This window comes from Aeromonas sp. R3-1 (genome assembly GCF_040908345.1).
GTDB classification, from domain to species: Bacteria; Pseudomonadota; Gammaproteobacteria; order Enterobacterales; family Aeromonadaceae; genus Aeromonas; species Aeromonas veronii.
In genome coordinates, this window is record NZ_JBFODN010000267.1 from 19,959 (window position 1) to 44,744 (window position 24,786).

General features: G+C 60.4%; 26 protein-coding genes and 1 riboswitch. Of the genes, 21 read left to right on the plus strand and 5 right to left on the minus strand.

All coding sequences use genetic code 11. The features are described 5' to 3' along the window. Positions 1-59: 59 nt before the first annotated feature. Both AB5Y85_RS18775 and AB5Y85_RS18780 read left to right on the plus strand, forming a co-directional pair. Positions 60-1,244: an FIST signal transduction protein gene (locus AB5Y85_RS18775; RefSeq protein WP_257687420.1), complete on the plus strand. Its 1,185-nt coding sequence runs from the start codon at positions 60-62 to the stop codon at positions 1,242-1,244. Between the two features lie 36 nt (positions 1,245-1,280). Further along, positions 1,281-3,377 (plus strand): ATP-binding protein, encoded by a 2,097-nt coding sequence (locus AB5Y85_RS18780; protein WP_257687421.1) that lies wholly within the window; start codon positions 1,281-1,283, stop codon positions 3,375-3,377. 249 nt (positions 3,378-3,626) lie between these two features. Here the strand turns inward: AB5Y85_RS18780 and AB5Y85_RS18785 are convergent, their stop codons facing one another. The 3 genes from AB5Y85_RS18785 to narQ all read right to left on the minus strand — a co-directional run bounded on the left by AB5Y85_RS18785 (position 3,627) and on the right by narQ (position 6,656). Then, positions 3,627-4,202, minus strand: coding sequence for an LON peptidase substrate-binding domain-containing protein (locus tag AB5Y85_RS18785; protein ID WP_005334473.1), 576 nt, complete (start codon positions 4,200-4,202; stop codon positions 3,627-3,629). A 103-nt stretch (positions 4,203-4,305) separates the two neighbouring features. After that, positions 4,306-4,944, minus strand: coding sequence for a two-component system response regulator NarL (gene narL / locus AB5Y85_RS18790; protein ID WP_005334471.1), 639 nt, complete (start codon positions 4,942-4,944; stop codon positions 4,306-4,308). Further along, positions 4,944-6,656 (minus strand): nitrate/nitrite two-component system sensor histidine kinase NarQ, encoded by a 1,713-nt coding sequence (narQ, locus tag AB5Y85_RS18795; RefSeq protein WP_005334468.1) that lies wholly within the window; start codon positions 6,654-6,656, stop codon positions 4,944-4,946. Before narQ ends, narL begins: the two co-directional genes overlap by 1 nt. Before the next feature lie 78 nt (positions 6,657-6,734). After that, positions 6,735-6,875, plus strand: a riboswitch (molybdenum cofactor riboswitch). Here narQ and moaA point away from each other — a divergent pair. From moaA to AB5Y85_RS18885, 18 genes are all read left to right on the plus strand, one after another. Further along, entirely contained in the window at positions 6,863-7,858 is a 996-nt protein-coding gene (moaA, locus tag AB5Y85_RS18800; RefSeq protein WP_257687422.1) for a GTP 3',8-cyclase MoaA, read from the plus strand. Its footprint overlaps the riboswitch before it by 13 nt. Positions 7,859-8,097: 239 nt before the next feature. Continuing rightward, positions 8,098-8,640 (plus strand): ferredoxin-type protein NapF, encoded by a 543-nt coding sequence (napF, locus tag AB5Y85_RS18805; protein WP_257687423.1) that lies wholly within the window; start codon positions 8,098-8,100, stop codon positions 8,638-8,640. A 29-nt stretch (positions 8,641-8,669) separates the two neighbouring features. Continuing rightward, positions 8,670-8,924 carry a chaperone NapD gene (locus AB5Y85_RS18810; RefSeq protein WP_031227438.1) on the plus strand — a complete coding sequence of 85 codons (255 nt, stop codon included), beginning with the start codon at positions 8,670-8,672 and terminating at the stop codon, positions 8,922-8,924. 101 nt (positions 8,925-9,025) lie between these two features. Next, positions 9,026-11,515, plus strand: a complete 2,490-nt coding sequence (gene napA, locus AB5Y85_RS18815; protein WP_064339741.1) for a nitrate reductase catalytic subunit NapA — start codon at positions 9,026-9,028, stop codon at positions 11,513-11,515. A gap of 16 nt (positions 11,516-11,531) precedes the next feature. Further along, entirely contained in the window at positions 11,532-12,269 is a 738-nt protein-coding gene (gene napG / locus AB5Y85_RS18820) for a ferredoxin-type protein NapG (RefSeq protein ID WP_139410605.1), read from the plus strand. Continuing rightward, positions 12,266-13,141 carry a quinol dehydrogenase ferredoxin subunit NapH gene (gene napH / locus AB5Y85_RS18825; protein WP_257687424.1) on the plus strand — a complete coding sequence of 292 codons (876 nt, stop codon included), beginning with the start codon at positions 12,266-12,268 and terminating at the stop codon, positions 13,139-13,141. The genes napG and napH overlap by 4 nt, the downstream gene beginning before the upstream one ends. Then, positions 13,141-13,596, plus strand: coding sequence for a nitrate reductase cytochrome c-type subunit (locus AB5Y85_RS18830; RefSeq protein ID WP_005334452.1), 456 nt, complete (start codon positions 13,141-13,143; stop codon positions 13,594-13,596). Before napH ends, AB5Y85_RS18830 begins: the two co-directional genes overlap by 1 nt. 11 nt (positions 13,597-13,607) lie before the next feature. Then, entirely contained in the window at positions 13,608-14,198 is a 591-nt protein-coding gene (locus AB5Y85_RS18835; protein WP_005353459.1) for a cytochrome c3 family protein, read from the plus strand. 242 nt (positions 14,199-14,440) lie between these two features. After that, a complete protein-coding gene (gene moaB, locus AB5Y85_RS18840) occupies positions 14,441-14,947 on the plus strand; it encodes a molybdenum cofactor biosynthesis protein B (protein ID WP_005344126.1) in 507 nt (168 codons plus the stop codon). A gap of 9 nt (positions 14,948-14,956) precedes the next feature. Further along, complete coding sequence (gene moaC / locus AB5Y85_RS18845) at positions 14,957-15,481, plus strand: cyclic pyranopterin monophosphate synthase MoaC (protein ID WP_144715204.1); 525 nt, start codon at positions 14,957-14,959, stop codon at positions 15,479-15,481. Next, positions 15,478-15,723, plus strand: a complete 246-nt coding sequence (gene moaD / locus AB5Y85_RS18850) for a molybdopterin synthase sulfur carrier subunit (protein ID WP_005353453.1) — start codon at positions 15,478-15,480, stop codon at positions 15,721-15,723. Before moaC ends, moaD begins: the two co-directional genes overlap by 4 nt. A 100-nt stretch (positions 15,724-15,823) precedes the next feature. Further along, complete coding sequence (gene moaE, locus AB5Y85_RS18855) at positions 15,824-16,297, plus strand: molybdopterin synthase catalytic subunit MoaE (protein ID WP_139407100.1); 474 nt, start codon at positions 15,824-15,826, stop codon at positions 16,295-16,297. Between the two features lie 87 nt (positions 16,298-16,384). Continuing rightward, the gene (modA, locus tag AB5Y85_RS18860; protein WP_216951733.1) at positions 16,385-17,113 is read left to right on the plus strand and encodes a molybdate ABC transporter substrate-binding protein; all 729 of its coding nucleotides are present in this window, start codon (positions 16,385-16,387) and stop codon (positions 17,111-17,113) included. Between the two features lie 111 nt (positions 17,114-17,224). Beyond that, positions 17,225-17,905, plus strand: a complete 681-nt coding sequence (gene modB, locus AB5Y85_RS18865) for a molybdate ABC transporter permease subunit (RefSeq protein WP_005334429.1) — start codon at positions 17,225-17,227, stop codon at positions 17,903-17,905. Further along, positions 17,902-19,002 (plus strand): molybdenum ABC transporter ATP-binding protein, encoded by a 1,101-nt coding sequence (gene modC, locus AB5Y85_RS18870; protein ID WP_216951732.1) that lies wholly within the window; start codon positions 17,902-17,904, stop codon positions 19,000-19,002. Before modB ends, modC begins: the two co-directional genes overlap by 4 nt. Before the next feature lie 91 nt (positions 19,003-19,093). Beyond that, entirely contained in the window at positions 19,094-19,870 is a 777-nt protein-coding gene (locus tag AB5Y85_RS18875) for an alpha/beta fold hydrolase (RefSeq protein WP_257687425.1), read from the plus strand. A 105-nt stretch (positions 19,871-19,975) separates the two neighbouring features. Continuing rightward, entirely contained in the window at positions 19,976-21,019 is a 1,044-nt protein-coding gene (locus AB5Y85_RS18880) for a plasmid segregation protein ParM (RefSeq protein ID WP_257687426.1), read from the plus strand. After that, on the plus strand, positions 21,012-21,770 hold the full coding sequence (locus tag AB5Y85_RS18885) for a hypothetical protein (RefSeq protein ID WP_227274000.1): 759 nt from the start codon (positions 21,012-21,014) through the stop codon (positions 21,768-21,770). Before AB5Y85_RS18880 ends, AB5Y85_RS18885 begins: the two co-directional genes overlap by 8 nt. A gap of 72 nt (positions 21,771-21,842) precedes the next feature. Here AB5Y85_RS18885 and moeB read toward each other — a convergent pair whose 3' ends face one another. Both moeB and moeA read right to left on the minus strand, forming a co-directional pair. Further along, positions 21,843-22,598 (minus strand): molybdopterin-synthase adenylyltransferase MoeB, encoded by a 756-nt coding sequence (gene moeB, locus AB5Y85_RS18890; protein WP_101530460.1) that lies wholly within the window; start codon positions 22,596-22,598, stop codon positions 21,843-21,845. Continuing rightward, on the minus strand, positions 22,595-23,821 hold the full coding sequence (moeA, locus tag AB5Y85_RS18895) for a molybdopterin molybdotransferase MoeA (RefSeq protein WP_101530459.1): 1,227 nt from the start codon (positions 23,819-23,821) through the stop codon (positions 22,595-22,597). Before moeA ends, moeB begins: the two co-directional genes overlap by 4 nt. Before the next feature lie 308 nt (positions 23,822-24,129). On the opposite strand from moeA, the gene folE reads away from it, so the two are divergent. Next, positions 24,130-24,786: a GTP cyclohydrolase I FolE gene (folE, locus tag AB5Y85_RS18900; RefSeq protein ID WP_058055823.1), complete on the plus strand. Its 657-nt coding sequence runs from the start codon at positions 24,130-24,132 to the stop codon at positions 24,784-24,786.

A 24,786-nucleotide genomic window follows, 5' to 3' on the forward strand; every position in this document is an offset into this window, starting at 1 on the left:
ATAATTGTTTGATAAAGGTATGATTTTTGCTTGAGGCTGCCATTCGATAAAACAAGGAGATGGTGTTGAAATTTCTGACCGTTCACTCCCTCGCCCAGAATTCATCGCTGGCGGCCCAAGATATCTGCGCGCAGCTGCGCCACCATGCCGATCAGGCCCCCTCCCTGCTGTTACTCTATTTTACCCAAGCCCATGAGGGGGCGATACTGCGCGACGCGCTCAAACGCCAGTTCCCGACGACCCGTCTGTTGGGTTGCAGCTCTTGCGGTGGCGTCATGACCGAGATGGGACACCACGCCCGAGACGGATATGGGCTGGCCGTTGCTGCTCTGTACGATGAGAAAGGGGCATTCGGGGTAGCCGGTGCCAGCGGTGACGGGGTGGATGTGCGGCAGTTGCTGCGCCGAGCCATGAGCGACTGTGGTCGGCCAGGTGAGCTGCCCCAGCTGATCCTGTTTCACGCCAGTCCCGGCAAGGAAGAGGGGCTGCTGGCCGGTATCGAGGCCGAACTCGGTGCCTCGGTGCCGGTGGTCGGTGGATCCGCGGCTGATAGCAGTGTCAGCGGTGACTGGCAGCTCTGCTGGGATGAGGCGGTGAGTCAGGATGGCGTCGGTCTGGCGGTGCTCTATCCCGATTGCCAGCTGGCCTTTCAGTTTCATTCGGGCTATGTGCCTGCCGAATTCAGCGGCGAGATCACCACCTGCAACGGGCGGGAGGTCCTCACTATCGATCATCGGCCTGCCGCCGAGGTCTATGCCCGCTGGTGCGGGCGCGAGCAGCCCTGGCCGGTGGGGGCGATTTTGCGGGAGACCACGCTCACCCCGCTGGCCCGTCAGGTGGGAGCGCTGGATGGCATTCCTTACTACAAACTTTCCCATCCTGAAGCTGTGACCGAACAGGGCGGGCTGCGGCTCTTTACCGATGTGGAGCAAGGGGAGCGTCTGCTGTTGATGTACAGCAGTCAGGAAGGGTTGTTGCAGCGCAGCCTCAATGCCATGCGCGTTGAGCTAGGGTATGGGGTCGACGTGGAATTGCAGCCTATCGGCGCTCTCATCATCTTTTGTGCTGGTTGTCGTTTGGCGCTAGGTGATATGTTGTGCCAATTTGTCGAGCAGAGCCAGGCTCGCCTCGGCAAGATCCCCTTTATCACCCCCTTTACCTTCGGCGAGCAGGGGCGGCTGCCCAATGGCGAGCTGGCTCACGGCAACCTGATGGTATCGAGCGTGATTTTCCTGACCCGTTGAGTCGGCAGAACATAACAGAGCAGAGCAGGCAACAAGATGATTGGCAACAGTGAACTGGAAGCCCTCGGCGACAAATTGCAGACCACGCTGGTCGATCTTATGCGTTGCCGCGAGCGCGAGGCCAAATATCGTCACGAGTCCCAGACCCTGCTGGGCGGGGTTGCCACCCTCGCCGATGCCAAGACGCTGGAGCAGGTGCTGGAGAGCCTTATTCAGGTGCTCAAACCCTTTATTGGCTTTGAACACGCGGATGTAGTGGCCTGGGAAGGGGAGCAGGGGAGTACCCACCTTAGTACCGAGCCGATGCTATCAGCCCACAGCTGGCGTATGACCCCGGCATTTGCCCGCGCCATCTCGGGTGAAACTCTGGTGATTTACGATCCCGCCCAGCTGCCTGAGCTGGCGCCGCTGGCAAGCGAGCCGGGCTGGGCCAGCGTGATGCTGACCGGGCTACAGGCCCCCGGTTTTACCGCTACCCTCATCTGCCGCCACGCCCGGGCGGGCACCTTCGATCTCACCAGCAAGGCCGCCATGGAGCGTTGCCGTCCGCTTATCGCCCAGGCGCTGGTCAACATCACCTATCGGGCCCGCTTGCAGGAGCAGGTCGCGGTAAAAACCGAAGCGCTGCAGGCCAGCGAACGCCGTTTTCGCAGCTTCGCCGCCATGGCTTCAGATTGGTTCTGGGAGACAGATGCCGAGCATCGCCTTAGTTACGCCTCAGAGCCGGGTTATCTGGATGAGATGACCCCGCAGGCGACCCGGCCGACCCTCTATGACTACGTCTGCAACAAGCAGAGCTGCGATGCCCAGAAATACCTGCAGCTTTTGGCGCTGCGCCGGCCGGTGCGAGGGGTGCGGATGCAGGTCGCGCTGCAACACGGCCCCTGCTGGATGGAAGTGAGCGCCGAGCCCTGTTTTGACCATGATGGTCTGTTTATCGGTTATCGTGGCACTGCCCGGGATATCAGCAACCAGATCCGCCGTGAGGAGGAGCTGGCGCGGGCACGGGATGAGGCCGAAGCGGCCAACCGTGCCAAGTCCCAGTTTCTCGCCATGATGACCCACGAGATCCGTTCACCCATGAATGCGGTGTTGGGGATGCTCGATCTGGTGCAGCATGCCGAGCTGGCGCCGGAGCAACAGAGCCTGCTGCGCCATGCCACCCACTCGGCCAGATTGCTGCAAACCATCATCGACGACGTGCTCGATTTTTCGAAAATCGAGTCGCAAACCCTGGTGTTTCACTGCGAGACCCTGCAACCCGTCCAGCTTTGCCAATCTCTGGTCGAGCCGCTGCAAGCTCGCGCGACCGCCAAGGGGATCGCGCTGGTTTATCGGGTCGATGAGTCGGTCCCCCGGGAGTTGCAGGGGGATCCGATGCGTTTGTCACAGGTGATGGGCAATCTGCTGGACAACGCCCTCAAGTTTACCGAGCAGGGGCAGGTGACACTGCACCTGGGTTGGCAGGATGAGAAGCTGCTGATCTCGGTCTCCGACACCGGGATCGGTATCGCTGATGCGGATCAGGCGCTGCTGTTTGAACCCTTCTCCCAGGTCGACAACTCGGCCACCCGGCGTTTTTCCGGTACCGGCCTCGGTCTTGCCATCAGCAAGCGTCTGGTGACGCTTATGGGGGGAGAGATCCACCTGAAGAGCGAGCCGGGCAAGGGAAGCTGTTTCTGGTTCGAACTGCCTGGCATGGCATTGCCTTGCCATAGCCAGCCGCAGCGGGAGGAGGGGGCTTCGGCACTGCTGCCACTGGATGTGCTGGTGGTGGAGGACAGCCCGGTGAACCAGTTGGTGGTGTCGCTGATGCTGCAAAAACTGGTGGGCAAGGTACGGCTGGCTGCCAATGGTCTGGAGGCGTTGGCGCAGGTAGATGAGCAGCTCCCGGATCTGATCCTGATGGATATGCGGATGCCCCTGATGGACGGGCTGGAAGCGACCCGACGCTTGCGTGAGTTGGGATGCACTATGCCAATCGTTGCCCTGACGGCCAATGCGATGGCGGAGGACAAGGCGTGCTGTCTGGCGCAGGGGATGGATGACTTTCTCGCCAAGCCTATCACCTTGTCACGGTTGAGAGAGTGTTTGCAGCGTCACTTTGGTCAGCGGTTGCCGACGCGCGGATAAAAAAAATGGTCAACTTTGTGGGTTGACCAGTTCTTCAGCAAATACTGAAGAGAGCACGGGATAAATCGGGTTGTATCAATCTATATGAAAAATCTGTGCCAACTTTTTTGGGACTCTTTTGTGTTCAATTTTGGCCGTTTAGCGCAGCGGCTCTCTCTTGTTATGGTGTTTTGCGTTCCTACTTACTCGCAAAATGCGAATTTCACATTTTCATTGTTGGAATAATTGCATTTTGCAACGCTGTTTTTGTCATTGTGAAATCAGGCGATGCAGGAATTTACGGGCCGCTTCGCTGTTTTGTTTGGCAATCAGCATCTGCTTTTCATAAATCGGCATCGGCAATATCTCGAGCCAGCGCTGGCAGAGCCAGGCGGCATCTTCAAAGCGCTTGTCCGGATAGAGCTCATCAAGCTCCGGATACTGCTCGAACACTTCCCGCAGGCGATTGACCAGCAGCTTGTCGTTGAAATCTGAGTGGGTGCTCGGCCAGTTGGGCAGCATCTCCACCTTGGCCCGGCGCAGGCCCATCTCGTCTGTTTCCATCTCGTGGATACAGAAGCGCTCCAGTCCCAGCACCGTCACCCCCAGCAGGCCATCATTGAGGGTGTAGAAGTCGGTCACCTTGACCCGGGTGCCCACCGGCAGAATGCGGCCGGATTGTCCCGAGGTGGTCGACTCTTCCATCACGATGCCAAAGCCCTGATCGTTGATGAATGACTCCTTGAGCATCTGCAGGTGGCGTGGCTCGAACAGACGCAGAGGAAGCTTGCCGCCCGGCAGTATGTGGGAAGGCAAGGGGAACAGTGCCAAAGGTTGTAGTTTCATGTTCCATCCTCCATTGAGTAGTTGCTGAATATGACAATGCAGCGACTGTGCCAGAGAATGAAAAAAGCCACCGGAGGGTGGCTTTTCGGGCGGTTGAGGGCGCTTAGTTGCGCTGCTCCAGATACATGACAGCCGCTTCCACGCGGCTTTGCGCCTCGAGTTTCTTCAGCAGGCTCTTCACGTGAACCTTGACCGTTCCCTCGGAGATATGGAGCACCGAGGCGACCTGTTTGTTGGAGAGGCCTTTTGCAATTTCGCGCAGGATTTGCATTTCGCGACGCGTTAAGCTTTCCAGCTTCTGCTGCAGGTGATCCAGCTCGTAGATGTTTTCGAGATAGGGGCGCAGCGGTTCGCTCAGGATCTGCTTGCCAGTCATCACGTCGGCCAGCTGGGCAAGCAGCAGATCAGGCTCGGTATCCTTGAGCAGGTAGCCGTCGGCACCGGCCTTGAGCAAAGCCACCACATCCTGACGGGCATCGGAGACGGTGAGGATCACCACCCGGGAGGTGATCTCTTCGGCCCGCAGCGCCTTGAGGGTATCGAGGCCGGAGAGCCCCTTCATATTGAGGTCGAGCAGGATCAGGTCAGGCTCGGACTCTTTGGCCAGCGCCACGGCATCTGTGCCGTTGGAGGCTTCACCGGTCACCTCCATGTTCTCTTCCAGAGCCAGCAACTGCACAATCCCTTTGCGCATGAGGGGATGGTCATCTACGACCAGAACTGTGTATTTCATCTCGTCCATCAGGCGTCTCTCGCTAGACTGGTGGGAAAGGTCAGATGCACGCAGGTGCCTTGTGGTTGCTGCTCGTTGATGGTCAGCAGACCGTGCAGTTTGCTGGCGCGCTCGTTCATGATGCTCAACCCGTAATGGTTGATCGCCGAGCTGGCGAGTCCGATCCCGACACCGTCATCTGAAATCTGAACCTCAATGTTACCACTGGCGAGGGTCTCACAGCTAACATCAATCACTTGCGCGTTGGCATGTTTGATGGCATTGAGCACTGCCTCACGGATCAACTGCAAAATGTGGATATGCTGGCCCGCCTCCAGGTCGTTGTCGGCCAGTCCGTAATGGAACCGGATTTCGGCTTGGGTCTGAGGTTGCAGTTGATCAAGCATGACGCGGATCGCTTCCCCCAGATTGGCATCGCCAATGGTGAGACGGAAGGTACCGAGCAGTTCGCGCAACTGGGTATAGGCATTGCTAAGCCCCTCGTCGATCTGCTGCATCGCCTCCTGCGCCTTGTCATGTTGCCCCTTGGCGTAAGAGCGCTTGAGCAGGGTGGACTGGATCTTGAGATAGGAGAGGGCCTGCGCCAGCGAGTCGTGCAGCTCGCGGGCGATCACCGCCCGCTCCTCCATCAGCAGCAGTCGCTGCTGCTGCAGCAGGGTCTGGTCTTTGTGCAGCACTTGAGCCAGCAGCATGGTGAAGTTTTTAATCAACCGCTCATCGATGGGGTGTTGGCTGATGATGTCGAGGCGGCCGAACTCCTGCTCATCCATCTGCAGATAGAAGCTGGCGACCGCATCGAGATCGCCGGGCCAGCCGGTACGCCCCGAGATATAGACCGGCATGGCATTGTGCTCGAAGCGGGTCAGCCGGATATGGTCGATATGCTGGTGGGCGGCGGCGCGGTCCAGCAGTTTGATGAGGGTACGGGTGCTGAGCGGGGCGGCGTGCAGCTTCTGGGCGGTCGAGTAGAGAAACGAGAGGGTGTCGTTGGCCTGTTGCAGCTTGGCGGTTTTCTCTTCCACCTTGTTTTCCAGCTCCCGATAGAGCTTGCCCAGCTCGTCGGCCATGGTGACGAAGGCGCGCGACAGCTCCCCCAGCTCGTTTTCGCCGTGGGCGGGCAGCTTAAGATCGAAATCCTGCCGCTGGATCTGGCGGGCGCAGTAGACTAGCTGGTTGAGGGGGGCGACCACCTGCTGGCGGGTGAAGCGCACCGTGAACCAGGCGATGGTGATGATGGCCAGCAGGCCGAGCCCCTCTGCCAGTGCCAGCATCCGTACCTTGAATTCCACGTGGTACTGCATCTGATTGACGAAATTGTCGATGGCCGCCACAAACTGCTCGGTGTTATCGGTGTACCGTCTGGGGGTGCGATCCTCGATGTGCTGGCGCATCACCTGCCACTGGCCGAGCACCTCGCCATAGGTGCGACGCAGGGAGGCAGGAGTGATCCAGCGCTGGGTCTCCTGCAGCTCTTCGGCGTGCAGGGTCTCTTCAAACTGGGAGAGGCGCCCCAGCACGCTGTCGCCCCGCTCGATTTCGTAGGCCATCCGGTAGGCTTGCATCCGCAGCGAACCGGAGAGGTTGATCGCCTTGGCATCGGGTACCGAGTAGAAGAGGGTGACCATGGCGACCAGCGCGATCAGGCTGGCCATAAAGAGGATCAACACCATGGCGCGGCCAATGGCACTGCTGACCGAATGGACCCTGAACCGTTTTCCCATACTGATGCGCACCTCTGAATAGTGATAAGGACCCCGCAAGATGCGTGGGAGTGTACTCCAACTTGTGTTAGCATCGAAAAACTAGATGAACTCCGAGCGGTTTTGCCTAAGTCCTAGCGATAGGGGGAAACCAGCCGTCAGCCGACGTTCGAGCTGTAAGGGTCAGGAAAGAAATGCCCTGGCCTCCCGTATTTGGAAAGGTGTTTATGTTGCCACTTGAAGATGGTTTTTCCCGTCGTTTTTACTATTTGCGTCTGTCAGTGACCGATGTGTGCAATTTCCGTTGCACCTATTGCCTGCCTGACGGTTATCGTCCCCCCGAAGGTCACAAAACGGGGCGTCAATCCTTTCTCTCGATTGACGAGATCCGCCGCGTGGTCAGCGGTTTTGCCGCCATGGGCACCCGCAAGGTGCGCATCACGGGGGGCGAGCCCTCCCTGCGCCGCGATTTCACCGAGATCGTCAAGGTGATTGCCTCCACCCCGGGTATCGAGAAGGTCGCCATGACCACCAACGGCTATCGCCTCAAGGAGCGGGCTCAGGAGTGGTTTGATGCCGGACTCAATGCGCTGAATGTCAGTGTCGACAGTCTCGACCCGCGCCAGTTTCATCAGATCACCGGTGAGAACAAGCTGGCCGAGGTGATGGAGGGGATCGAAGCGGCACTGGCCGCAGGTTTCAAATCGGTGAAGATCAATGCTGTGCTGCTCAAGGGGCTCAACGACTACCAGCTCGATGCCTTTCTGGGCTGGATCAGACACAAGCCCATCGAGCTGCGCTTTATCGAGCTGATGCAGACCGGCGAGATGGATACCCTGTTTCGTGACCACCATGTCAGCGGCGACCAGATCAAACAGCGCTTGCTGGAGAGCGGCTGGGTGCAGCAGTTGCGGGGCACGGATGACGGTCCGGCGCAGGTCTTTATGCACCCCGATTCGCAGGGCGGAGTGGGGCTCATCATGCCCTACAGCAAGGATTTCTGTGCCGGTTGCAACCGGCTGCGGGTCTCCTCGCTGGGTAAGCTGCATCTGTGCCTGTTTGGCGACAACGGCATCGACTTGCGGGATCTGCTCGGCGCAGATGGGCAATCTGATGAGCTGCAACAGCGCATTCGCGCGGCACTGGCGGGCAAGAGTGCCACCCATCGTCTCCATGAGGGCAATGCCGGCATCACTCCTCATCTCGCCTCGATCGGCGGATAACCGCAAAAAATCGCCAACGATTAAATAGCAATCCTCACATGGAGGTATTTTAACCGATACCTCCTTTTTTATTGCGCTGCAAGGCTTTGATCTGGCGCAAGAATCCCCCCTGTTTATCTCCCTGGTGGTATATCCCTTACCTTGTCAGGGCCGCAATATACACCCACTCTTATAATTGGTATCAAGAATGCCAATCATGGACTCGCACTGTCCCCTTTTTCACCAGAACAGGAGTCAACATGCCGGATGAGATCGATCTTGCCCGCCGCGGCCTGTTCCGGGGGCGGCTGAGAACTGCCGAACCGCCGGTGCAGTTGCCCTGGTCAGTCAACTGGTCGGCATTTGTCGCCGACTGCACCCGCTGCGGGGATTGTCTGGCCGCCTGTCCGGAGCAGATCCTGGTGAATGGCGAGGGTGGTTTTCCGGTGGTCGATTTCCAGCGTGGCGAATGCACCTTCTGCGCCGAGTGCGTCACGGTCTGCAAGGCGCCTGTGTTTCGCCCGACCAGCGAGTCCCCCTGGCACTACAAGGCCCATATCGAGGCCAACTGTCTGGCCAATGGTCAGGTGTTCTGCCAGCGCTGTCAGGACAGCTGTGAGCCCAATGCCATTCGTTTTATTCCGGTGCTAGGGCGTGTGCCCACCCCGACGGTCGAGCCGGATCGCTGTAATGGCTGCGGCGCCTGTGTGCAGGATTGTCCGGTTGGCAGCATCAAGGTCGACGGGCGAGCCGCCCCATCCGGTGGTGCGAGCCAGCACACCCTCAAGCAGGAGTCAGAATGAGTCAGAAGCCGTGTGACACAGAAGCCACAATGGATCAGGAGTTCCATGTATCGAGTCTGGTGGTGCTGACCCAGCCCCCTTTGCGCCATCAGCTCGCCGAGCAGATTGGCGCCCTGGAAGGGGCCGAGATCCACGCCGTCAGTGACGAGGGCAAGCTGGTCGTGACCCTGGAAGGTCCGAGCCAGCGGCCGATCATGGCGGCCATTGATGCGATACAGGCGATGCCGGGTGTGCTCTCAGCCGCCCTGATTTACCACCAGTTCGATGAACTGGGCGGTCACTGAAAAGAGTGATGGGATGCCGGGCGTGCCCTCTGCCGCTGATGGCTGGCTCCCGTTCGACAGATTCGACAACTATTACGCGATAAGCAATGTGAGGATATGCCATGAAGCTGAGTCGACGCGACTTTATGAAGGCCAACGCGGTGGCAGCTGCCGCAGCCGTGGCCGGTGTCAGTGCCCCCACGCTGGCAGCCAATCTCATCACCAGTACCGACAAGACAGCCATCCATTGGGATAAGGCTCCCTGCCGCTTCTGCGGTACCGGCTGCTCCGTGCTGGTGGGCTCTCAGGATGGTCGGGTCGTGGCGACTCAGGGCGACCCCGATGCGCCGGTCAACCGTGGCCTCAACTGCATCAAGGGCTACTTCCTCTCCAAGATCATGTACGGCCAGGATCGCCTGACCCAGCCGATGCTGCGGATGAAGAACGGCCAGTTCGACAAGGATGGCGACTTCGCCCCCATCAGCTGGGATCAGGCGTTCGACATCATGGCCGAGAAGTTCAAGGCGACCCTGAAAGAGAAGGGGCCGACCGCCGTCGGCATGTTCGGCTCCGGCCAGTGGACCGTCTGGGAAGGCTATGCTGCCGCCAAGCTGATGAAGGCCGGTTTCCGCTCCAACAACATTGACCCCAATGCCCGCCATTGCATGGCCTCTGCGGTCGTTGGCTTCATGCGTACTTTCGGTATGGATGAGCCGATGGGCTGTTACGACGATATCGAGCAGGCCGATGCGTTCGTGCTGTGGGGCTCCAACATGGCCGAGATGCACCCCATCCTCTGGTCGCGGATGTCCGATCGCCGTCTCTCCAACCCGGATGTGCAGGTGCACGTGCTCTCGACCTTCGAGCACCGCAGCTTCGAGCTGGCGGACAATGGCATGGTGTTCACCCCGCAGACCGATCTGGCGATCCTCAACTATGTCGCCAACTACATCATCCAGAATGACAAGGTGAACTGGGACTTCGTCAACAAGCACACAGTGTTCAAGAAGGGGGTCACCGACATCGGTTACGGCCTGCGCCCGACCGATCCGCTGCAGCAGAAAGCGAAGAACCCGGACAGCGGCGATGCCACTCCGATGACCTTCGAGGAGTTTGCCAAGTTCGTGGCGGATTACGATGTGGAGTCTGTCTCCAAGCTCTCCGGCGTCTCCAAAGAGAAGCTGGAAAAGCTGGCCAAGCTCTATGCCGACCCGAGCAAGAAGGTGGTCTCCTACTGGACCATGGGTTTCAACCAGCATACCCGTGGCGTCTGGGCCAACAACCTCTGCTACAACATCCACCTGCTGACCGGCAAGATCTCCGAGCCGGGTAATGGTCCTTTCTCACTGACCGGCCAGCCCTCTGCCTGTGGCACCGCGCGTGAAGTGGGTACCTTTGCCCACCGTCTGCCTGCCGACATGGTGGTGACCGAGCCCAAGCACCGCGCCATTGCCGAGCAGATCTGGAAACTGCCGGAGGGGACCATTCCCGACAAGGTGGGTTTCCACGCCGTGCTGCAAGACCGCATGCTCAAAGATGGCAAGCTCAACGCTTACTGGGTGATGTGCAACAACAACATGCAGGCCGGCCCCAATATGAATACCGATCGCCTGCCTGGCTATCGCGATCCGCGCAACTTCATCGTGGTCTCCGACCCGTACCCGACCGTCACTGCCCAGGCCGCTGACCTCATTCTGCCCACCGCCATGTGGGTGGAGAAAGAGGGGGCCTACGGCAACGCCGAGCGCCGCACCCAGTTCTGGCACCAGCAGGTGAAAGCGCCGGAAGGGGCCAAGTCCGACTTGTGGCAGCTGATGGAGTTCTCCAAGCGCTTCAAAGTCGAGGAAGTGTGGCCGGCTGAGCTGATTGCCAAGATGCCGGAAGTGAAGGGCAAAACCCTGTTCGATGTGCTCTATGCCAACGGTCAGGTCAACCAGTTCCCGAAAGAGCAGAGCAAAGGTCTGCTGAACGACGAAGCCGAGCACTTCGGGTTCTACGTCCAGAAGGGGTTGTTCGAGGAGTACGCCACCTTCGGTCGTGGCCACGGTCACGATCTGGCGCCGTTCGATCAGTACCACGAAGCCCGTGGTCTGCGCTGGCCTGTGGTAGATGGCAAAGAGACCCTGTGGCGCTATCGCGAAGGGTTCGACCCATATGTGAAAGCGGGCGAGGGAGTGCGCTTCTATGGCAAGCCCGATGGTAAGGCGGTCATCTTCGCCCTGCCGTTCGAGCCCGCCGCCGAGTCGCCCGATAAAGAGTACGATCTGTGGCTCTCCACCGGCCGCGTGCTGGAGCACTGGCACACCGGCACCATGACCCGTCGGGTGCCCGAGCTCTATCGCGCCTTCCCGGATGCGGTGCTCTTCATGCACCCGGACGATGCCAAGGCTCGCGGCGTGCGTCGTGGTGAAGAGGTGATCGTCTCCTCCCGCCGTGGCGAGGTGAAGACCCGGGTCGAGACCCGTGGTCGCAACCGTCCGCCGAAAGGACTGGTCTTCATGCCCTTCTTTGATGCGAGCCAGCTGGTCAACAAGCTGACCCTGGACGCCACCGATCCGCTCTCGAAAGAGACCGATTACAAGAAGTGCGCCGTCAAGGTGATGAAGGCTTAAGGCGGGGGAGTGCGAGATGAGTCGTAGTCGTCGCCAGTTTCTGGCCGACATGGCCAAGGGGGCCTGCGGTGTGGGCCTGCTTGGCGTGGGGCTCGGTGGCGTGGCCCGCCAGCAGGCACAAGCTGTGCCTGCCCAGGCGCTGCGTCCGCCCGCCGCCCTCGATGAAGCAGAGTTTCTCGGCGCCTGCGTGCGTTGCGGGCTCTGCGTCGAGGCGTGCCCCTACGACACTCTCAAGCTCGCCCGGCTGTTTGACCCTGTGACCACTGGCACCCCCTATTTCAAGGCGCGTGCCGTGCCCTGCGAGATGTGTGATGACATCCCTTGCGTGGTGGCCTGTCCGAGCGGGGCGCTGGATCAGCAGATGACCGACATCGATCAGGCCCGGATGGGGGTAGCAGTGCTCATCGATCACGAGACCTGCCTCAACTATCTGGGTTTGCGTTGCGATGTCTGTTATCGGGTCTGCCCGCTGATTGACAAGGCGATCACTCTTGAGCTGCAGCATAACCAGCGTACCGGCAAGCACGCCATGTTCCTGCCCACGGTACACAGCGATATCTGTACCGGCTGTGGCAAGTGTGAGCATGCCTGCGTGCTGGAGGAAGCGGCCATCAAGGTGGTGCCACGCCAGCTTGCCAAAGGTGAGCTGGGTCATCACTACCGGCTCGGCTGGGAAGAGAAGGCCAAGGCGGGGAACAAGTCGCTCATCGGCGACAGGCTCACCCTGCCCACCCGCAAACCGGAGGGGTTATGAGTCGTTATCCGGGGGAAGAGGCTCGCATCAAGCTGGGGTGGTGGCGTTCCCACCGCTTCCTGATGCTTCGTCGGCTGAGTCAGTTCAGCGTGCTCGGGCTGTTTTTGCTGGGGCCGCTGGCGGGCATCTGGATCCTCAAGGGCAACCTCTCCAGCTCGCTGTTGCTGGAAACAATGCCGCTGACCGATCCCCTTACGCTGTTGCAGTCGCTGGCGGCGGGCCACTGGCCCATCACCACCCTCTGGCTGGGGGCTGCCATTGTGCTGGCCGGTTACTGGCTGGTGGGGGGGCGGGTGTTCTGCTCCTGGGTCTGTCCGGTCAACCTTATCACGGATGCAGCAGCCTGGCTCAGGGGGCGCCTTGGCCTCAAGGGCAATGGCCAGTTCAGCCGTGCGACCCGCTACTGGCTGCTGGCCATGGTGCTGGTGGTGCCAGCGGTGGTCGGGGTGATGGCGTGGGAGTTGGTCAATCCGGTGTCGCTCGCCATGCGCGGTCTGCTGTTTGGCATGGGGGCTGGCTGGGCCCTGCTGGCGGCGCTGTTCCTGTTCGATCTTTTCGTGGTTGAGCGGGGCTGGTGCGGTCATCTCTGTCCGGTGGGGGCCTTCTATGCCCTGGTCAACCGGGTCGGATTTATCAAGATTTCTGCCAAGGGGCGCGAGCGGTGCAACAACTGCATGGATTGTTATGCGGTCTGCCCGGAACGTCCCATCCTGCGCGGACCTGTTCATGGTGCCAAGCGCGGTCACGGGCCCTTGATTGCGGCTCAGGAGTGTACCAACTGTGGCCGCTGCATCGATGTCTGCGCGGAACAAGTTTTTGAAATCACTGTAGGTTTTGCCGTCAAGGCAGAAAAAACGTCGGAGAACAAATAATGAAAAAGCTGATTGGAGCAATGCTGGCCTGCCTGATGGCGGGATCCTTGATGGCAGCGGCCCCCGAGATCACCAACAGTACCGGTGGCCTCAAGTCCGAGCGTGGCGCCACCGATCTGGTGACCGATGCCACCGCCGCGCCCCTGAAAAACTTCCGCAAGGATGGCGCGCCCTACGATCGCCAGTACATGCATCAGCCGCCGCTGATCCCCCACGACATTCGCAACTATGAGGTGGACACCAAGGTCAACAAGTGCCTGGCTTGCCACAGCTTCAAGAATGCCAGCGCCATGAAGGCCCCCAAGATCAGTCCGACTCACTTCGAGACCCGCGACGGCCTGACCCTGGGTGAAGTGTCGCCGCGTCGCTACTTCTGCCTGCAGTGCCATGTGCCGCAAGCGGATGCCAAGCCGCTGGTGGAAAATACCTTTAAACCGGTTGAAGCGCTAAACTGAGGAATCCATAGATGAAATTACCCGGCTTTATCCAGCGTCTGTGGACCACCTTCAAGTCACCGTCGAAGGCGGCTCTCTGGGTCATCCTGCTGATGGGCTTCTTCGGTGGCGTGATTTTCTGGGGTGGCTTCAACACTGCCATGGAAGCATCCAACACCGAGGCCTTCTGCACCAGCTGTCACGAGATGAAGGACAACGTGTTCGAGGAGTACCGCGACACCATCCACTACGCCAACCGCTCCGGCGTGCGGGCCAGCTGCCCGGATTGCCACGTACCCCACGAGTGGACCTACAAGATCATCCGCAAAGTGCAGGCTTCCAAGGAGCTGTGGGGCATGATCACCGGCAAGGTGGATACCCGCGAGAAGTTCGAGTCGCACCGACGCGAGATGGCGGAGCGGGAGTGGCAACGAATGAAAGAGACCGATTCGCGCGAGTGCCGCAACTGCCACAACTTCGAGTACATGGACTTCTCCCTGCAGGGGCAGCGTGCCGCCAAGATGCACTCTACCAATCTGGCAAGTGGTGAAAGTACCTGCATCGACTGTCACAAGGGGATCGCTCACCAGCTGCCCGACATGACCGGGGTGAAAGGGTTCTGATCCTGCGACGACAGGCCGGGTTTACCCGGCCTGCGTTTTGTTCATATATGGGACAAGCATCAGATTTGTGTGTCTTTTAAATCCCATATCTCGTGAAACCTTTGATAGAATCAGCCCGCCGTCACACGCTTGAGCAAGTTGGTCACCCCTGTCTGCGTCCGTTTTTGTGCTCTGACAGCTGGCCTCTCATACCCCTTCTCTTCCTGCCTCGTTGACGGCCCATAGCCACAAGGAGCTGCCCGATGGGACAGAAACACAACGCATTTATTCCCCTCAAGATCGCCGTGCTGACGGTCTCCGACAGCCGCACCGCCGCCGATGACAGCTCGGGCGATTATCTGGTCTCGGCCCTTACCGACGCGGGCCATCAGCTGGCCGATCGGGCGCTCTGCCCGGACAACCTGTTTCGCATCCGCGCGCGGGTGAGCGAGTGGATCGCCGATGAGGGGGTGCAGGTGGTACTGATTAACGGCGGTACCGGCTTCAATGAACAGAACCGGGTACCGGAAGCGGTCGGTGTGCTGTTCGAGCGCACCGTACAGGGTTTTGGCGAGATGTTCCGTCAACTCTCTTTTGCCGAGATTAAAGGCTCCGCCATGCAGAGCCGTGCGCTGGCGGGACTCGCCAATCGCACCCTGATCTGCTGTCTGCCCGGCTCCACCGGCGCTTGCCAGCTGGGTTGGGAGCAACTGATCCGCGATCAGCTCGATGCCCGCACCAAGCCGTGCAACTTTGTCTCCCACCTCTGAGAGCAAACGATGAACCAGACCGATCCCAAGCAGACCCAGCCCAACCTGACGCATCTGAACCAGAGCGGCGAAGCCCATATGGTGGATGTGACCGACAAGCAGGTGACCGAGCGTGAAGCCCGTGCCGAAGCGTTTGTTGCCATGGCCCCCGAGACCCTGGCGCTGATCCTGAGCGGCCAGCACCACAAGGGGGACGTGTTCGCCACCGCCCGCATCGCCGGTATCATGGCCGCCAAGAAGACCTCCGATCTCATCCCCCTCTGCCATCCGCTGGCCCTGACCCGAGTTGAGGTGGAGATAGTGCCGCTGCCCGAGCAGCAAAAGGTGCATATCCGCACCCTCTGCAAACTCTCCGGCAAGACTGGTGTCGAGATGGAGGCACTGACCGCAGCGTCGGTAGCGGCGCTGACCATCTACGACATGTGCAAGGCGGTACAAAAGGACATGGTGATCGAACAGGTGCGGCTGGTAGAGAAAAAGGGCGGCAAGTCCGGCCATTTTCAGCTGGGGTCAAATAGCGGGGAGCAAGCATGATCAAGGTACTGTTTTTTGCGCAAGTAAGAGAGCTGGTGGCCTGCGATGAGCTGAGCCTGCCGTGCGACTACGCCACCGCCGAACAACTGCGCGCGGCGCTCTGTGAGCGTGGCGACAAGTGGGCGCTGGCGCTGGAAGCAGGCAAGCTCTTGGTCGCGGTCAATCAGACCTTGGTGCCCCTCGACACGCCTATCAACGATGGCGATGAGGTTGCCTTCTTCCCGCCGGTTACCGGAGGTTGATGATGAGTGAAATAATGACCGTGGATCGCACCACTGAGCTGTGTGGTGGCGATGAGGTGGCCTTCTTCCCTGCCCCTCCAGTAACGACCGGAGGTTAAGGATGAGCGAGGCAACCATGACCGATCGCATTATGGTCCAGCGGGAGGATTTCTCGCTGGCGGACGAATATGCCCGTCTCGCCACCCGCCCCGACAGTGGCGCCATCGTCACCTTCGTTGGCAAGGTTCGCGACTTCAATCAGGGGGAGGAGGTGAAGGGGTTGGCCCTCGAGCACTACCCCGGCATGACCGAGAAGGCGCTGGCCGATATCGTGCAGGAGGCCCGTCGCCGCTGGCCGCTGCAGGAGTGTACCCTCATTCATCGTATCGGCGAGTTGTGGCTTGGCGATCAGATCGTGCTGGTGGCGGTGAGCAGTGCCCACCGCGACGCCGCCTTTGACGCCTGTCACTTCATCATGGATTTCTTGAAAACCCGGGCGCCGTTCTGGAAAAAAGAGCTGACCGCCGAGGGTGTGCAACGCTGGGTCGAGGCCAAGGAGAGCGACAACGCCGCCGCTGCCCGCTGGCAAGCCTGACCTGTTCATCACGAGGGGCGCAGGTTCAACGGGAACCACGGCCCCGCCAAGGGGCGCGGATGTGCGGGCCCCATCAGGAGAAAGGGAATGAAACCGTTGTTATCTGTTGTCATCGCCGGTGTCTGCGCCGCCACCTTGCATACCGGTGTCGTGCAGGCCGATGAAGTGAAAGTGGCCGTGGCCGCCAACTTCAAGGGAACCATCGAGCGTATCGGTAAGGCGTTCACCGCCAAGACCGGCCACACCCTGGCCATCTCGTCTGCCGCCACCGGGGTGCTCTACACCCAGATCAGTCACGGCGCACCGTTCGATCTCTTCCTCTCCGCCGATGCGGCGACCCCCGAGAAGCTGGAAAAAGAGGGCAAGGGGAGCGATCGCTTCACCTACGCCATCGGCCAGCTGGGGGTGTGGAAGAAGGGGGGGCCAGCCCCTGACGAGGCGACCCTGCGCAATTGGAAGGGCAACCTCGCCATCGCCAATGCCCGCACAGCTCCCTATGGTGCTGCCGCCATGGCGACCCTCACCCATCTCAAAATCGATCCCAAGCAGTACCGGCTGCTGACCGGCGCCAACATCGGCCAGACCTGGCAATTTGTCGACACCGGCAATGCCGAACTGGGCTTTGTCGCCTGGGCCAATCTGGTGGAAGCGGACAAGACCGGTGAAGCCTGGGCCGTACCGGCTGACTTCTATCCCCCCATCGAACAGCAGGGGCTGGTATTGAAGAAAGGGAGTGCGGTCGAGGCACTGGTCGCCTGGCTCAAGGGGCCGGGTCAGGCGCAGATCAAGGCAGCTGGTTATGCCCTGCCCCAATAAGGGGATGGGCCTGATGTGATACCCTGAGTGGTCGGCCTTCGGGTCGGCCACTCTTTGCAATAAGGATAGATACCATGCTGTTGGGGGCATTTATCAATCGGGAGGTCGGCAATGAGTGAAGGGGATCTGCTGGCGGTCTGGCTCACCCTGAAGCTTGCGGCCTGCACCACAGCGATTTTGCTGTTGCTGGCACCGCCGCTGGCCTGGTGGCTGTCGCGCAGTCAGAACCGCCTGCGGCCGCTGGTGGAGGCGCTGGTGGCACTGCCGTTGGTGCTGCCTCCCACGGTACTGGGTTTTTATCTGCTGCTCGCCTTCTCCCCCGAATATGGCTTCGGCGCCTGGTGGCGCGACACCTTTGGTGCCCCTCTTGCCTTCAGCTTTCTCGGCCTGCTGTTTGCCTCCATCCTCTATTCGCTGCCGTTCGTGGTGCAGCCGCTCACCTCCGCTTTCGTCAACATGGGCAACAAGGAGCTGGAGGCTGCCGCTACCCTGGGGCTTGGCCCGCTGGAGCGCTTCTTCCACATCATCTTGCCGATGACCCTACCCAGCTTTGTGATGGCGGCGGCGCTGGGCTTTGCCCACACCTTGGGGGAGTTTGGCGTGGTGCTGATGATTGGCGGCAATATCCCTGGCGAAACCCAGGTGCTCTCCATCGCCCTGTTTGATCATGTGGAGGCGATGGATTACCGACAAGCCCACTATCTGGCGGGCGGCCTGATGGCCTTCTCGCTGGTGATGCTGGTGCTGGTCTACGGGGTGTTGCAGCGCCGACAGCGGAGAGTGTTTGGATGAACCAGCCCGCTACTATGCCGCCTGTGAACGTGCCGCACCGCCATGCCTTGAACCTCCATGCCCGGCGCGAGTTTGGCCCCTTTACCCTCGATTGTGCACTGACCCTCGAGCTGGGGGGGATCCTCGGCCTGTTTGGCCCCTCAGGCTGTGGCAAGAGCACCCTGCTGCGCATCATCGCCGGGCTCGATCGCCAAAACGGGGATCGCTTGCTGTGGCGCGATCGGGAGTATGCTCAACTGCTGCCCGAAGCGCGCCGGATCGGGCTGGTGTTTCAGGACGCGCGCCTCTTTCCCCATCTGACGGTGCTCGGCAATCTGCAACTGGCGGCCCGCAAGGGGCGAGGACGCTGGCAGCCCGAAGCGCTGGCGGCTCGGCTCGGTTTTGCCGATCTGCTGGGGCTGCCTGCCCATGCCCTCTCTGGCGGTCAACGCCAGCGGGTAGCGCTGGGGCGGGCGCTGCTGGCCGAGCCTGATCTGCTGCTGCTCGATGAACCTTTCTCGGCGCTCGATCGGCGCAGCCGCATCCATCAGGCCCATGTGCTCAAGGGCTTGCAGCAGGAGAGCGGCATCCCGATGATCTTCGTCAGTCACGCCATGGAGGAGGTGAGCCTGCTCTGCGATCAGCTGGTGTTGCTGGAAAGTGGCAGGGTCGAGGCGCAAGGCAGGCCGAGCGAGATCTTCGCCCGAACCGATCTCTCGCTGGCCAGCCGTGACGATGCAGGGGTGATGCTGGATGCGACCCTCTCTCACTACGATGAAGAGGAGCAGATGGCGACCCTGCAGCTTGGTGAGCAGCAGTTGCGGGTCACCATGACCCATGTGCCGGATGAGATCGGCCCCTTGCAAATCAAGGTGGCGGGGCGGGATGTGGTGATTGCCACCGCCCCCATCGAGCACTCCAGTCTCTCCAACTGTCTCGTCACCCGTCTGCTGGCGGTGCGCGAGGTGCGCCCCGGCCAGACCCTGTTGCAGTTGGTGCTGGGTGAGCAGATACTGCTGGCCCGGATCACCAGCCGCTCCGCCAGACGGCTGGCGCTGGCGCCGGAGCAGCAGATCTACGCTTATATCAAGGCGGTGAGTCTGGTCAGCGAAGGCTGATTGGGCGCCGTGCTGATAACGTGGCAGGATAGCCACGGGCAACATAACAACAAGAGATGGTTCAGGTGATGAGTCGAGAGGCAATACACTGATGCGCCGCAATCAGGTGATGAAATTCAACGGTCTTGCCCTGCGCAGTGCGGGGGAGGGCCCCTTGCTGTTGCTGCTGCACGGGCTGGGCTCCTCCAGCCTCGACTGGCAGGCGCAGATCGAACGGTTTTCCGAACAGTACCGGGTGGTAGCGCTGGACTTGCGCGGCCACGGCCAGAGCATGCAGGAGGGGCCGTTCGATGTGGCGACCCTGGCAGCCGATGTGGTGAACTGGCTCGATGCACAGCCTGAACCCGCCTGGGTCGTGGGATTGTCGCTGGGGGCCATGGTAGCGCTGGAGCTGGCGCTGCAACTGCCCCACAAGGTGCAGGGGCTGGTGCTGGTCAACGGTTTTAGCGAGTTTCTGCTGGAGAGCCCCAAAGAGCAGGAGCGTTATGCCCAGCGCCTCAAGTGGCTGCGCTGGTTTGGCATGCGTCCGCTCGCCTGGTGGCTGGGACGCGAGCTCTTCCCGGGCCCGGATCTGGCGCAGGTGCGCCACACCTTCCGGCTGCGTTTCGTGCGCAATAAAAAGAAAACCTACAAGGCGCTGCTGGAGGCACTACCCGGCTGGTCGGTACGCGCCCGGCTTGGCTCCATCTGGCAGCCGGTGGCCATCATCTCCACCAGTCATGACTACCTGCCGCTGGCCAAACGGGTAGAGCAGTTTGCTGCCTTGCCCAACGCCACCATCCACACCCCCAACGGCCACCACGCCTGGCCCGCGGAAGATCCTTCAGGATTTAATCATTTGCTTCACCGGATTTTAGAAACCCATTAAACTTGTCGCCCTTTTACCCCGTGTATGTATTGGTTCGATCGCCTTGCCAAAGGCATAAGGCAAGGCAATCGGACCCATTTCTGATCTATTAACAGGTGTTTCCTCATGTCTGAAGTAATGAAAATGGCCATCGATGATGGCTCGACCAACGTCAAGGTGAGCTGGATTGAGAACAAGGTGCTCAAGACCATCATCTCTCCCAACTCCTTTCGCAAGGATTGGAAGAGCGCCGCATTGCGTAAAGACAAAAAGATCTACAACTACGAGATAGGCAACACCAAGTACACCTACGACGCGACTTCCGACAAGTCTCTGGCCACCACTCATGTGGAGTACCAGTATGACGATCTCAACCTGCTCTCCGTACATCATGCCCTGTTGCAGACCGGTGTGACGCCGTGCGATGTCGCCATCACCGTAACCCTGCCCATCACCGAGTTTTACAACCCGGACGATTGCCAGCGTAACGAAGAGAAGATCGAGAAGAAACGCCGCAACCTGATGCGTGCCATCACCCTTAACAAGGGCGAGCTGTTCAACATCGTCAGTGTGGAAGTGATGCCGGAGAGCCTGCCAGCGGCACTCTCCCGTCTGATTGGCTCAGGCTGCAACGAGTTCACCAAGACCCTGGTGATCGACTGCGGTGGCACCACCCTGGACATGGGGATCATCGTTGGCGAGTTTGACGATGTCTCCGATGTCTACGGCAACAACGAGATCGGCGTTTCCATGGTGACCGATGCGACCCGCAAGGCGCTGGCGGCAGCAGACAGCGACTCCAGCTATCTGGTGGCCAACGAGTTTATCAAGCGTCGCCACGACATGAGCTTTGTGTGCGATGTGGTCAACGACGAGAGCCAGATCCCCAAGATCCTCGAGAAGATGCAAAACAAGATCGACGAGCTGGGCACTCAGGTTGCACATGAAGCGAAGAAGTTCGCCAAGAACCCGAACCGTGTCTATCTGGTCGGTGGCGGCGCATCCCTGATTTATGACGCGATCAAGGCGGCCTATCCCACCCTGGGTGACCGTGTCGAGCTGCTGGACGATGCCCAGTCCGCGCTGGCTCGTGAAATCTGCCTCTACACCACGGAAGAGGATGAAGTCTATCGCGAAGCGCCTGTGATGGCCGAGGTTGACGATGAGTAGTCAACTCAAGCGCATGACCTTCTCCATCTACATGGATCCGGGTGCGCTGGAGTCTGATCGCTATGCGGTCGGGGTATTGCAGAACTGGTATCAACGGGCGCGAAAGATCCAGGAGGGCACCGAGGAGTTTGACTTCTCCAAGAGCCGTTTTCACAAGGATATCTACCTCTCCGGCATGTTCATGTACGTGCTGGCGCCCAACCTCTGCAAAGCGATTGCCAATGCGCTGGGGCCGGAGCAGGTGAGCATGACGACGTTGCGCCATGCCTTTGCCAGCTGTGGTTTCAATTTGGGTGAGGTCGCTGGCGAGGCGCAGCCTGCCGCAGATGTGATGATCGACGAGATAGTGGCCAGACTGGCCCCACAGCTGGGACAGAGTGATACCACATCCCTGGTGGACGAGATTGTCAGCCGGCTCGGCGAGCAACAACCCGCCGAGATGTGGGATGAACTCAGGCAAGGATTGCCTGCCGCACTGGATCATGACCAGCTGGCCGAAGCTATCGCTGGCAAGCTGCCATCAGCAGGGGCCGAGCAGGATCTGGCTCCCCTTGCCAGCAGTATCCAGCTGCTTTCTCGCCAACTGGAAGAGCAATCCCGGCTGATCCGCGAGCAGCACAGATTGATCCAGCGACTGGCCAGTGCCCCCGCTCGACAGAGTGTTGTCGGCACAGAGGCAGAACCTTTGATCGAGGATCTCTCGAGTCAGGTGGCCAATATGAAAAAGGTCAAAGCCAAGGGGATCTTCTGATCCCCGATACCGTTGCTAAATCGGAATACAAAAGCCGAACCACAGGGTTCGGCTTTTTTGATCCCGTTTGGGTCAAGGGTGGGAGCAGACCGGGCAGTCGGGGCGCTTGGGTAGCTTCATCTCGCGGAAGGTGCCGCTCAGGCCGTCAATCATCAGCAGGCGGCCGCTGTAGCTTTTGCCCATACCTGCCAAGAGCTTGATAGCTTCCAGCGCTTGCAGGCTGCCCACCAATCCCACCACGGGGGCGAGCACGCCCGCCTCGACGCAGGTGAGTGCCTGCTCGCCAAACAGGGCGCTGAGGCAGGCGTAGCAGGGTTCACCTTCCTGCCAGGTGAAGCTGCAGAGCTGCCCCTCCAGCCGAATGGCGGCGCCACTGACTAACGGAACCCTGTGTTGGCGTGCCTTGTGATTCAGCAGGTTGCGAATGGCCAGGTTGTCAGTGCAATCCAATACCAGCTGATGCCGGGGCAGCAAGGCATCGAGCAGCGCCTCATCGGCCACGGTAGCGTGGGTCTCGACGTTGAGCCAGGGATTGAGGGCACGAAGCGACTGCGCTGCTGAGTCCACCTTGTAGTGACCGATGCGCTCATCGTTGTGCAGCACCTGACGCTGCAGGTTGGAGAGCTCCACCTTGTCGAAATCGACCAGGGTGAGCTGGCCAACCCCGGCCACCGCCAGGTACTGGCCGGCAGCACAGCCAAGGCCACCGGCGCCGATCACCAGCACCCTGGCCTGCTTGAGCGCCTCCTGCCCCTCGAAATCGAAGGACTTGAGGATGATCTGGCGGTTGTAGCGCAGTAGTTCGGCGTCGCTCAGGATCTCGCTCACAGCAGCAATCCCCCGAATGGCTCCACGGTCACCGTCTCGCCCACGGCGACGCGGCCCCGTTCCCGTTCAAGAACGATGTAGCAGTTGGCTTGCGACAGGGAGCTGAACACGGCGGAGTCCTGCGAGCCGGTGCTGCGCACCTCGAGGCCGTTTGGTCCCTGACTCAGAATGCCGCGCTGGAAGTCGAGTCGGCCCGGGCTCTTTTTGAGTGGCTCGGCCGCAATGGCTTGCAGCTGGAGTGGCCGCTCGAAGTGCTGGCCCGCCAGCTTGGCCAGCGCCGGTTGCACCAGCTGATCGAAGGTGACCATGGCGGAGACGGGGTTGCCCGGCAGGCCGAAGAACCAGGCGCGGGGCAGACGGCCAAAAGCAAACGGCTTGCCCGGCTTGATGGCCAGCTTCCAGAAGCCAATCTCGCCGAGCTCGTCCAGCAGCTGTTTGGTGAAGTCCGCTTCCCCTACCGAAACGCCGCCGGTGGTGATGAGTACATCGGCCTCTTCGTCGGCGCGGATAAAGGCAGCGCGTAGCTGGGCCGGGTCGTCGGGGATGATGCCAAGGTCGAGGCAGTCGCAGCCCATGCGCGCCAGCATGGCCCGCACGCCGTAGCGGTTGGAGTCATAGATATCGCCGTGGGCCAGCGGGGTGCCGACCGGCTTGAGCTCATCGCCAGTGCTGAAGATGGCCACTTTCAGCGGGCGGCGCACCGCGACGGTTGCCACGCCGAGGGAGGCCAGCAGTGGCATCTCTCTTGGGGTGAGGCGAGTACCGGCTGGTAGCACGCAGGCGCCCTTGCCGATATCGCTGCCGGTGCGGCGGATATTCTGGCCCGGTTCGGGTTGCGTAAGAAAAGTGATCCGATCGCCGTCGGCCTGCGTTTCTTCCTGCATCACCACCGCATCGGTGCTTGCGGGAACCGGGGCGCCGGTCATGATCCGCACGCAGTGGCCGGCGGGCCACTCGCCCTGATAGGGCTGACCGGCAAACGCTTTGCCCGCCATGATGAGCGGGGTGCCAGCAGTGAGATCCGAAAGGCGCACGGCGTAACCGTCCATGGCGGAGTTGTCGAAGGGGGGCACGGCGAGGGGAGAGGCGATGTCGCTGGCAAGAACCCGGCCAAGGGCCTCTGGCAGGGGCTGCTGCTCGCAGTCGCAGCAGCAGGCGAGTTGTTCCAGCATCCCTTGCAGGGCATCGCTTAAGGGGAGTAGTCCGCTGGTATCAAATCCCATCGTCATGACCTCTTTCTATGATTGAAGGCGGGATTATCACAAAAATCCCCGGGGATGGGCAGGTTATCTCAAGGATTCTCGGGGTAATCGGCGCAGAAACGGGGGTAGATGGCCATAAAGTATGAGGTGACGCACAAGTTGACTTGAATCTTGGCGGCAATGGCCGTTTACTATGCCGCCATAACAGATGGCCGTTACATCCCGAGTGGCGACCATTACAGCGATACCGTCGGCCCTGTACGCCGCCATAACATAAGGGGTTGCTCCTTGAGCGGCCCTCACAGTCCCTGAGCGTGGGAGAGAAGATAATGACAACCTTAAGTCCGGAAGCCTTGCTGGTCAGGGCTGCCCTCGAAGCCCAGGGACTGGAAACCCCCCTGGTCATCAACGAGCTGAACAGCCAGCAGAAGCGGGAGAAGATCGAAGGCCATATGCGCTCCATCATGGAGACGCTGGGGCTGGATCTGACCGATGACAGTCTGGCCGAGACGCCGCATCGCATCGCCAAGATGTACGTCAACGAGATCTTCTCAGGCCTCGACTATTCCACCTTCCCCAAGGTGACGGTGATCGAGAACAAGATGCAGGTGGACGAGATGATCATGGTGCGGGACATCAGCCTCACCAGCACCTGCGAACACCACTTCGTCACCATCGACGGCATGGCCCATGTGGCCTATATCCCTCGTGGCAAGGTGATTGGCCTGTCGAAGATCAACCGCATCGTGCAGTTCTTTGCCCGCCGTCCCCAGGTGCAGGAGCGGCTGACCCAGCAGATCCTGCTGGCGCTGCAGACCCTGCTCGGTACCAAGGATGTGGCCATCAGCATCAAGGCGACCCACTACTGCGTCAAGGCACGCGGGGTAATGGATTCGACTTCCTATACCACCACCACCTCCCTCGGTGGGGTGTTCAAGACCCAGCCCGATACCCGGGCCGAATTTCTGGGCGGCCTGCGCGGATAA

What these genes read in the sequence shown, in the direction of transcription:
- AB5Y85_RS18885 (WP_227274000.1), top strand. Translation starts at nt 21,012, where the DNA reads ATGAGTAGTCAACTCAAGCGCATGACCTTCTCCATCTACATGGATCCG.
- napG (WP_139410605.1), top strand. Translation starts at nt 11,532, where the DNA reads ATGAGTCGTAGTCGTCGCCAGTTTCTGGCCGACATGGCCAAGGGGGCC.
- AB5Y85_RS18830 (WP_005334452.1), top strand. Translation starts at nt 13,141, where the DNA reads ATGAAAAAGCTGATTGGAGCAATGCTGGCCTGCCTGATGGCGGGATCC.
- modC (WP_216951732.1), top strand. Translation starts at nt 17,902, where the DNA reads ATGAACCAGCCCGCTACTATGCCGCCTGTGAACGTGCCGCACCGCCAT.
- AB5Y85_RS18880 (WP_257687426.1), top strand. Translation starts at nt 19,976, where the DNA reads ATGTCTGAAGTAATGAAAATGGCCATCGATGATGGCTCGACCAACGTC.
- napH (WP_257687424.1), top strand. Translation starts at nt 12,266, where the DNA reads ATGAGTCGTTATCCGGGGGAAGAGGCTCGCATCAAGCTGGGGTGGTGG.
- AB5Y85_RS18775 (WP_257687420.1), top strand. Translation starts at nt 60, where the DNA reads ATGGTGTTGAAATTTCTGACCGTTCACTCCCTCGCCCAGAATTCATCG.
- AB5Y85_RS18810 (WP_031227438.1), top strand. Translation starts at nt 8,670, where the DNA reads ATGGATCAGGAGTTCCATGTATCGAGTCTGGTGGTGCTGACCCAGCCC.
- modA (WP_216951733.1), top strand. Translation starts at nt 16,385, where the DNA reads ATGAAACCGTTGTTATCTGTTGTCATCGCCGGTGTCTGCGCCGCCACC.
- AB5Y85_RS18785 (WP_005334473.1), bottom strand. Translation starts at nt 4,202, where the DNA reads ATGAAACTACAACCTTTGGCACTGTTCCCCTTGCCTTCCCACATACTG.
- narL (WP_005334471.1), bottom strand. Translation starts at nt 4,944, where the DNA reads ATGGACGAGATGAAATACACAGTTCTGGTCGTAGATGACCATCCCCTC.
- moaD (WP_005353453.1), top strand. Translation starts at nt 15,478, where the DNA reads ATGATCAAGGTACTGTTTTTTGCGCAAGTAAGAGAGCTGGTGGCCTGC.
- napF (WP_257687423.1), top strand. Translation starts at nt 8,098, where the DNA reads ATGCCGGATGAGATCGATCTTGCCCGCCGCGGCCTGTTCCGGGGGCGG.
- AB5Y85_RS18875 (WP_257687425.1), top strand. Translation starts at nt 19,094, where the DNA reads ATGCGCCGCAATCAGGTGATGAAATTCAACGGTCTTGCCCTGCGCAGT.
- moaA (WP_257687422.1), top strand. Translation starts at nt 6,863, where the DNA reads ATGTTGCCACTTGAAGATGGTTTTTCCCGTCGTTTTTACTATTTGCGT.
- moeA (WP_101530459.1), bottom strand. Translation starts at nt 23,821, where the DNA reads ATGGGATTTGATACCAGCGGACTACTCCCCTTAAGCGATGCCCTGCAA.
- moaC (WP_144715204.1), top strand. Translation starts at nt 14,957, where the DNA reads ATGAACCAGACCGATCCCAAGCAGACCCAGCCCAACCTGACGCATCTG.
- napA (WP_064339741.1), top strand. Translation starts at nt 9,026, where the DNA reads ATGAAGCTGAGTCGACGCGACTTTATGAAGGCCAACGCGGTGGCAGCT.
- folE (WP_058055823.1), top strand. Translation starts at nt 24,130, where the DNA reads ATGACAACCTTAAGTCCGGAAGCCTTGCTGGTCAGGGCTGCCCTCGAA.
- AB5Y85_RS18835 (WP_005353459.1), top strand. Translation starts at nt 13,608, where the DNA reads ATGAAATTACCCGGCTTTATCCAGCGTCTGTGGACCACCTTCAAGTCA.
- moaB (WP_005344126.1), top strand. Translation starts at nt 14,441, where the DNA reads ATGGGACAGAAACACAACGCATTTATTCCCCTCAAGATCGCCGTGCTG.
- modB (WP_005334429.1), top strand. Translation starts at nt 17,225, where the DNA reads ATGAGTGAAGGGGATCTGCTGGCGGTCTGGCTCACCCTGAAGCTTGCG.
- narQ (WP_005334468.1), bottom strand. Translation starts at nt 6,656, where the DNA reads ATGGGAAAACGGTTCAGGGTCCATTCGGTCAGCAGTGCCATTGGCCGC.
- AB5Y85_RS18780 (WP_257687421.1), top strand. Translation starts at nt 1,281, where the DNA reads ATGATTGGCAACAGTGAACTGGAAGCCCTCGGCGACAAATTGCAGACC.
- moaE (WP_139407100.1), top strand. Translation starts at nt 15,824, where the DNA reads ATGAGCGAGGCAACCATGACCGATCGCATTATGGTCCAGCGGGAGGAT.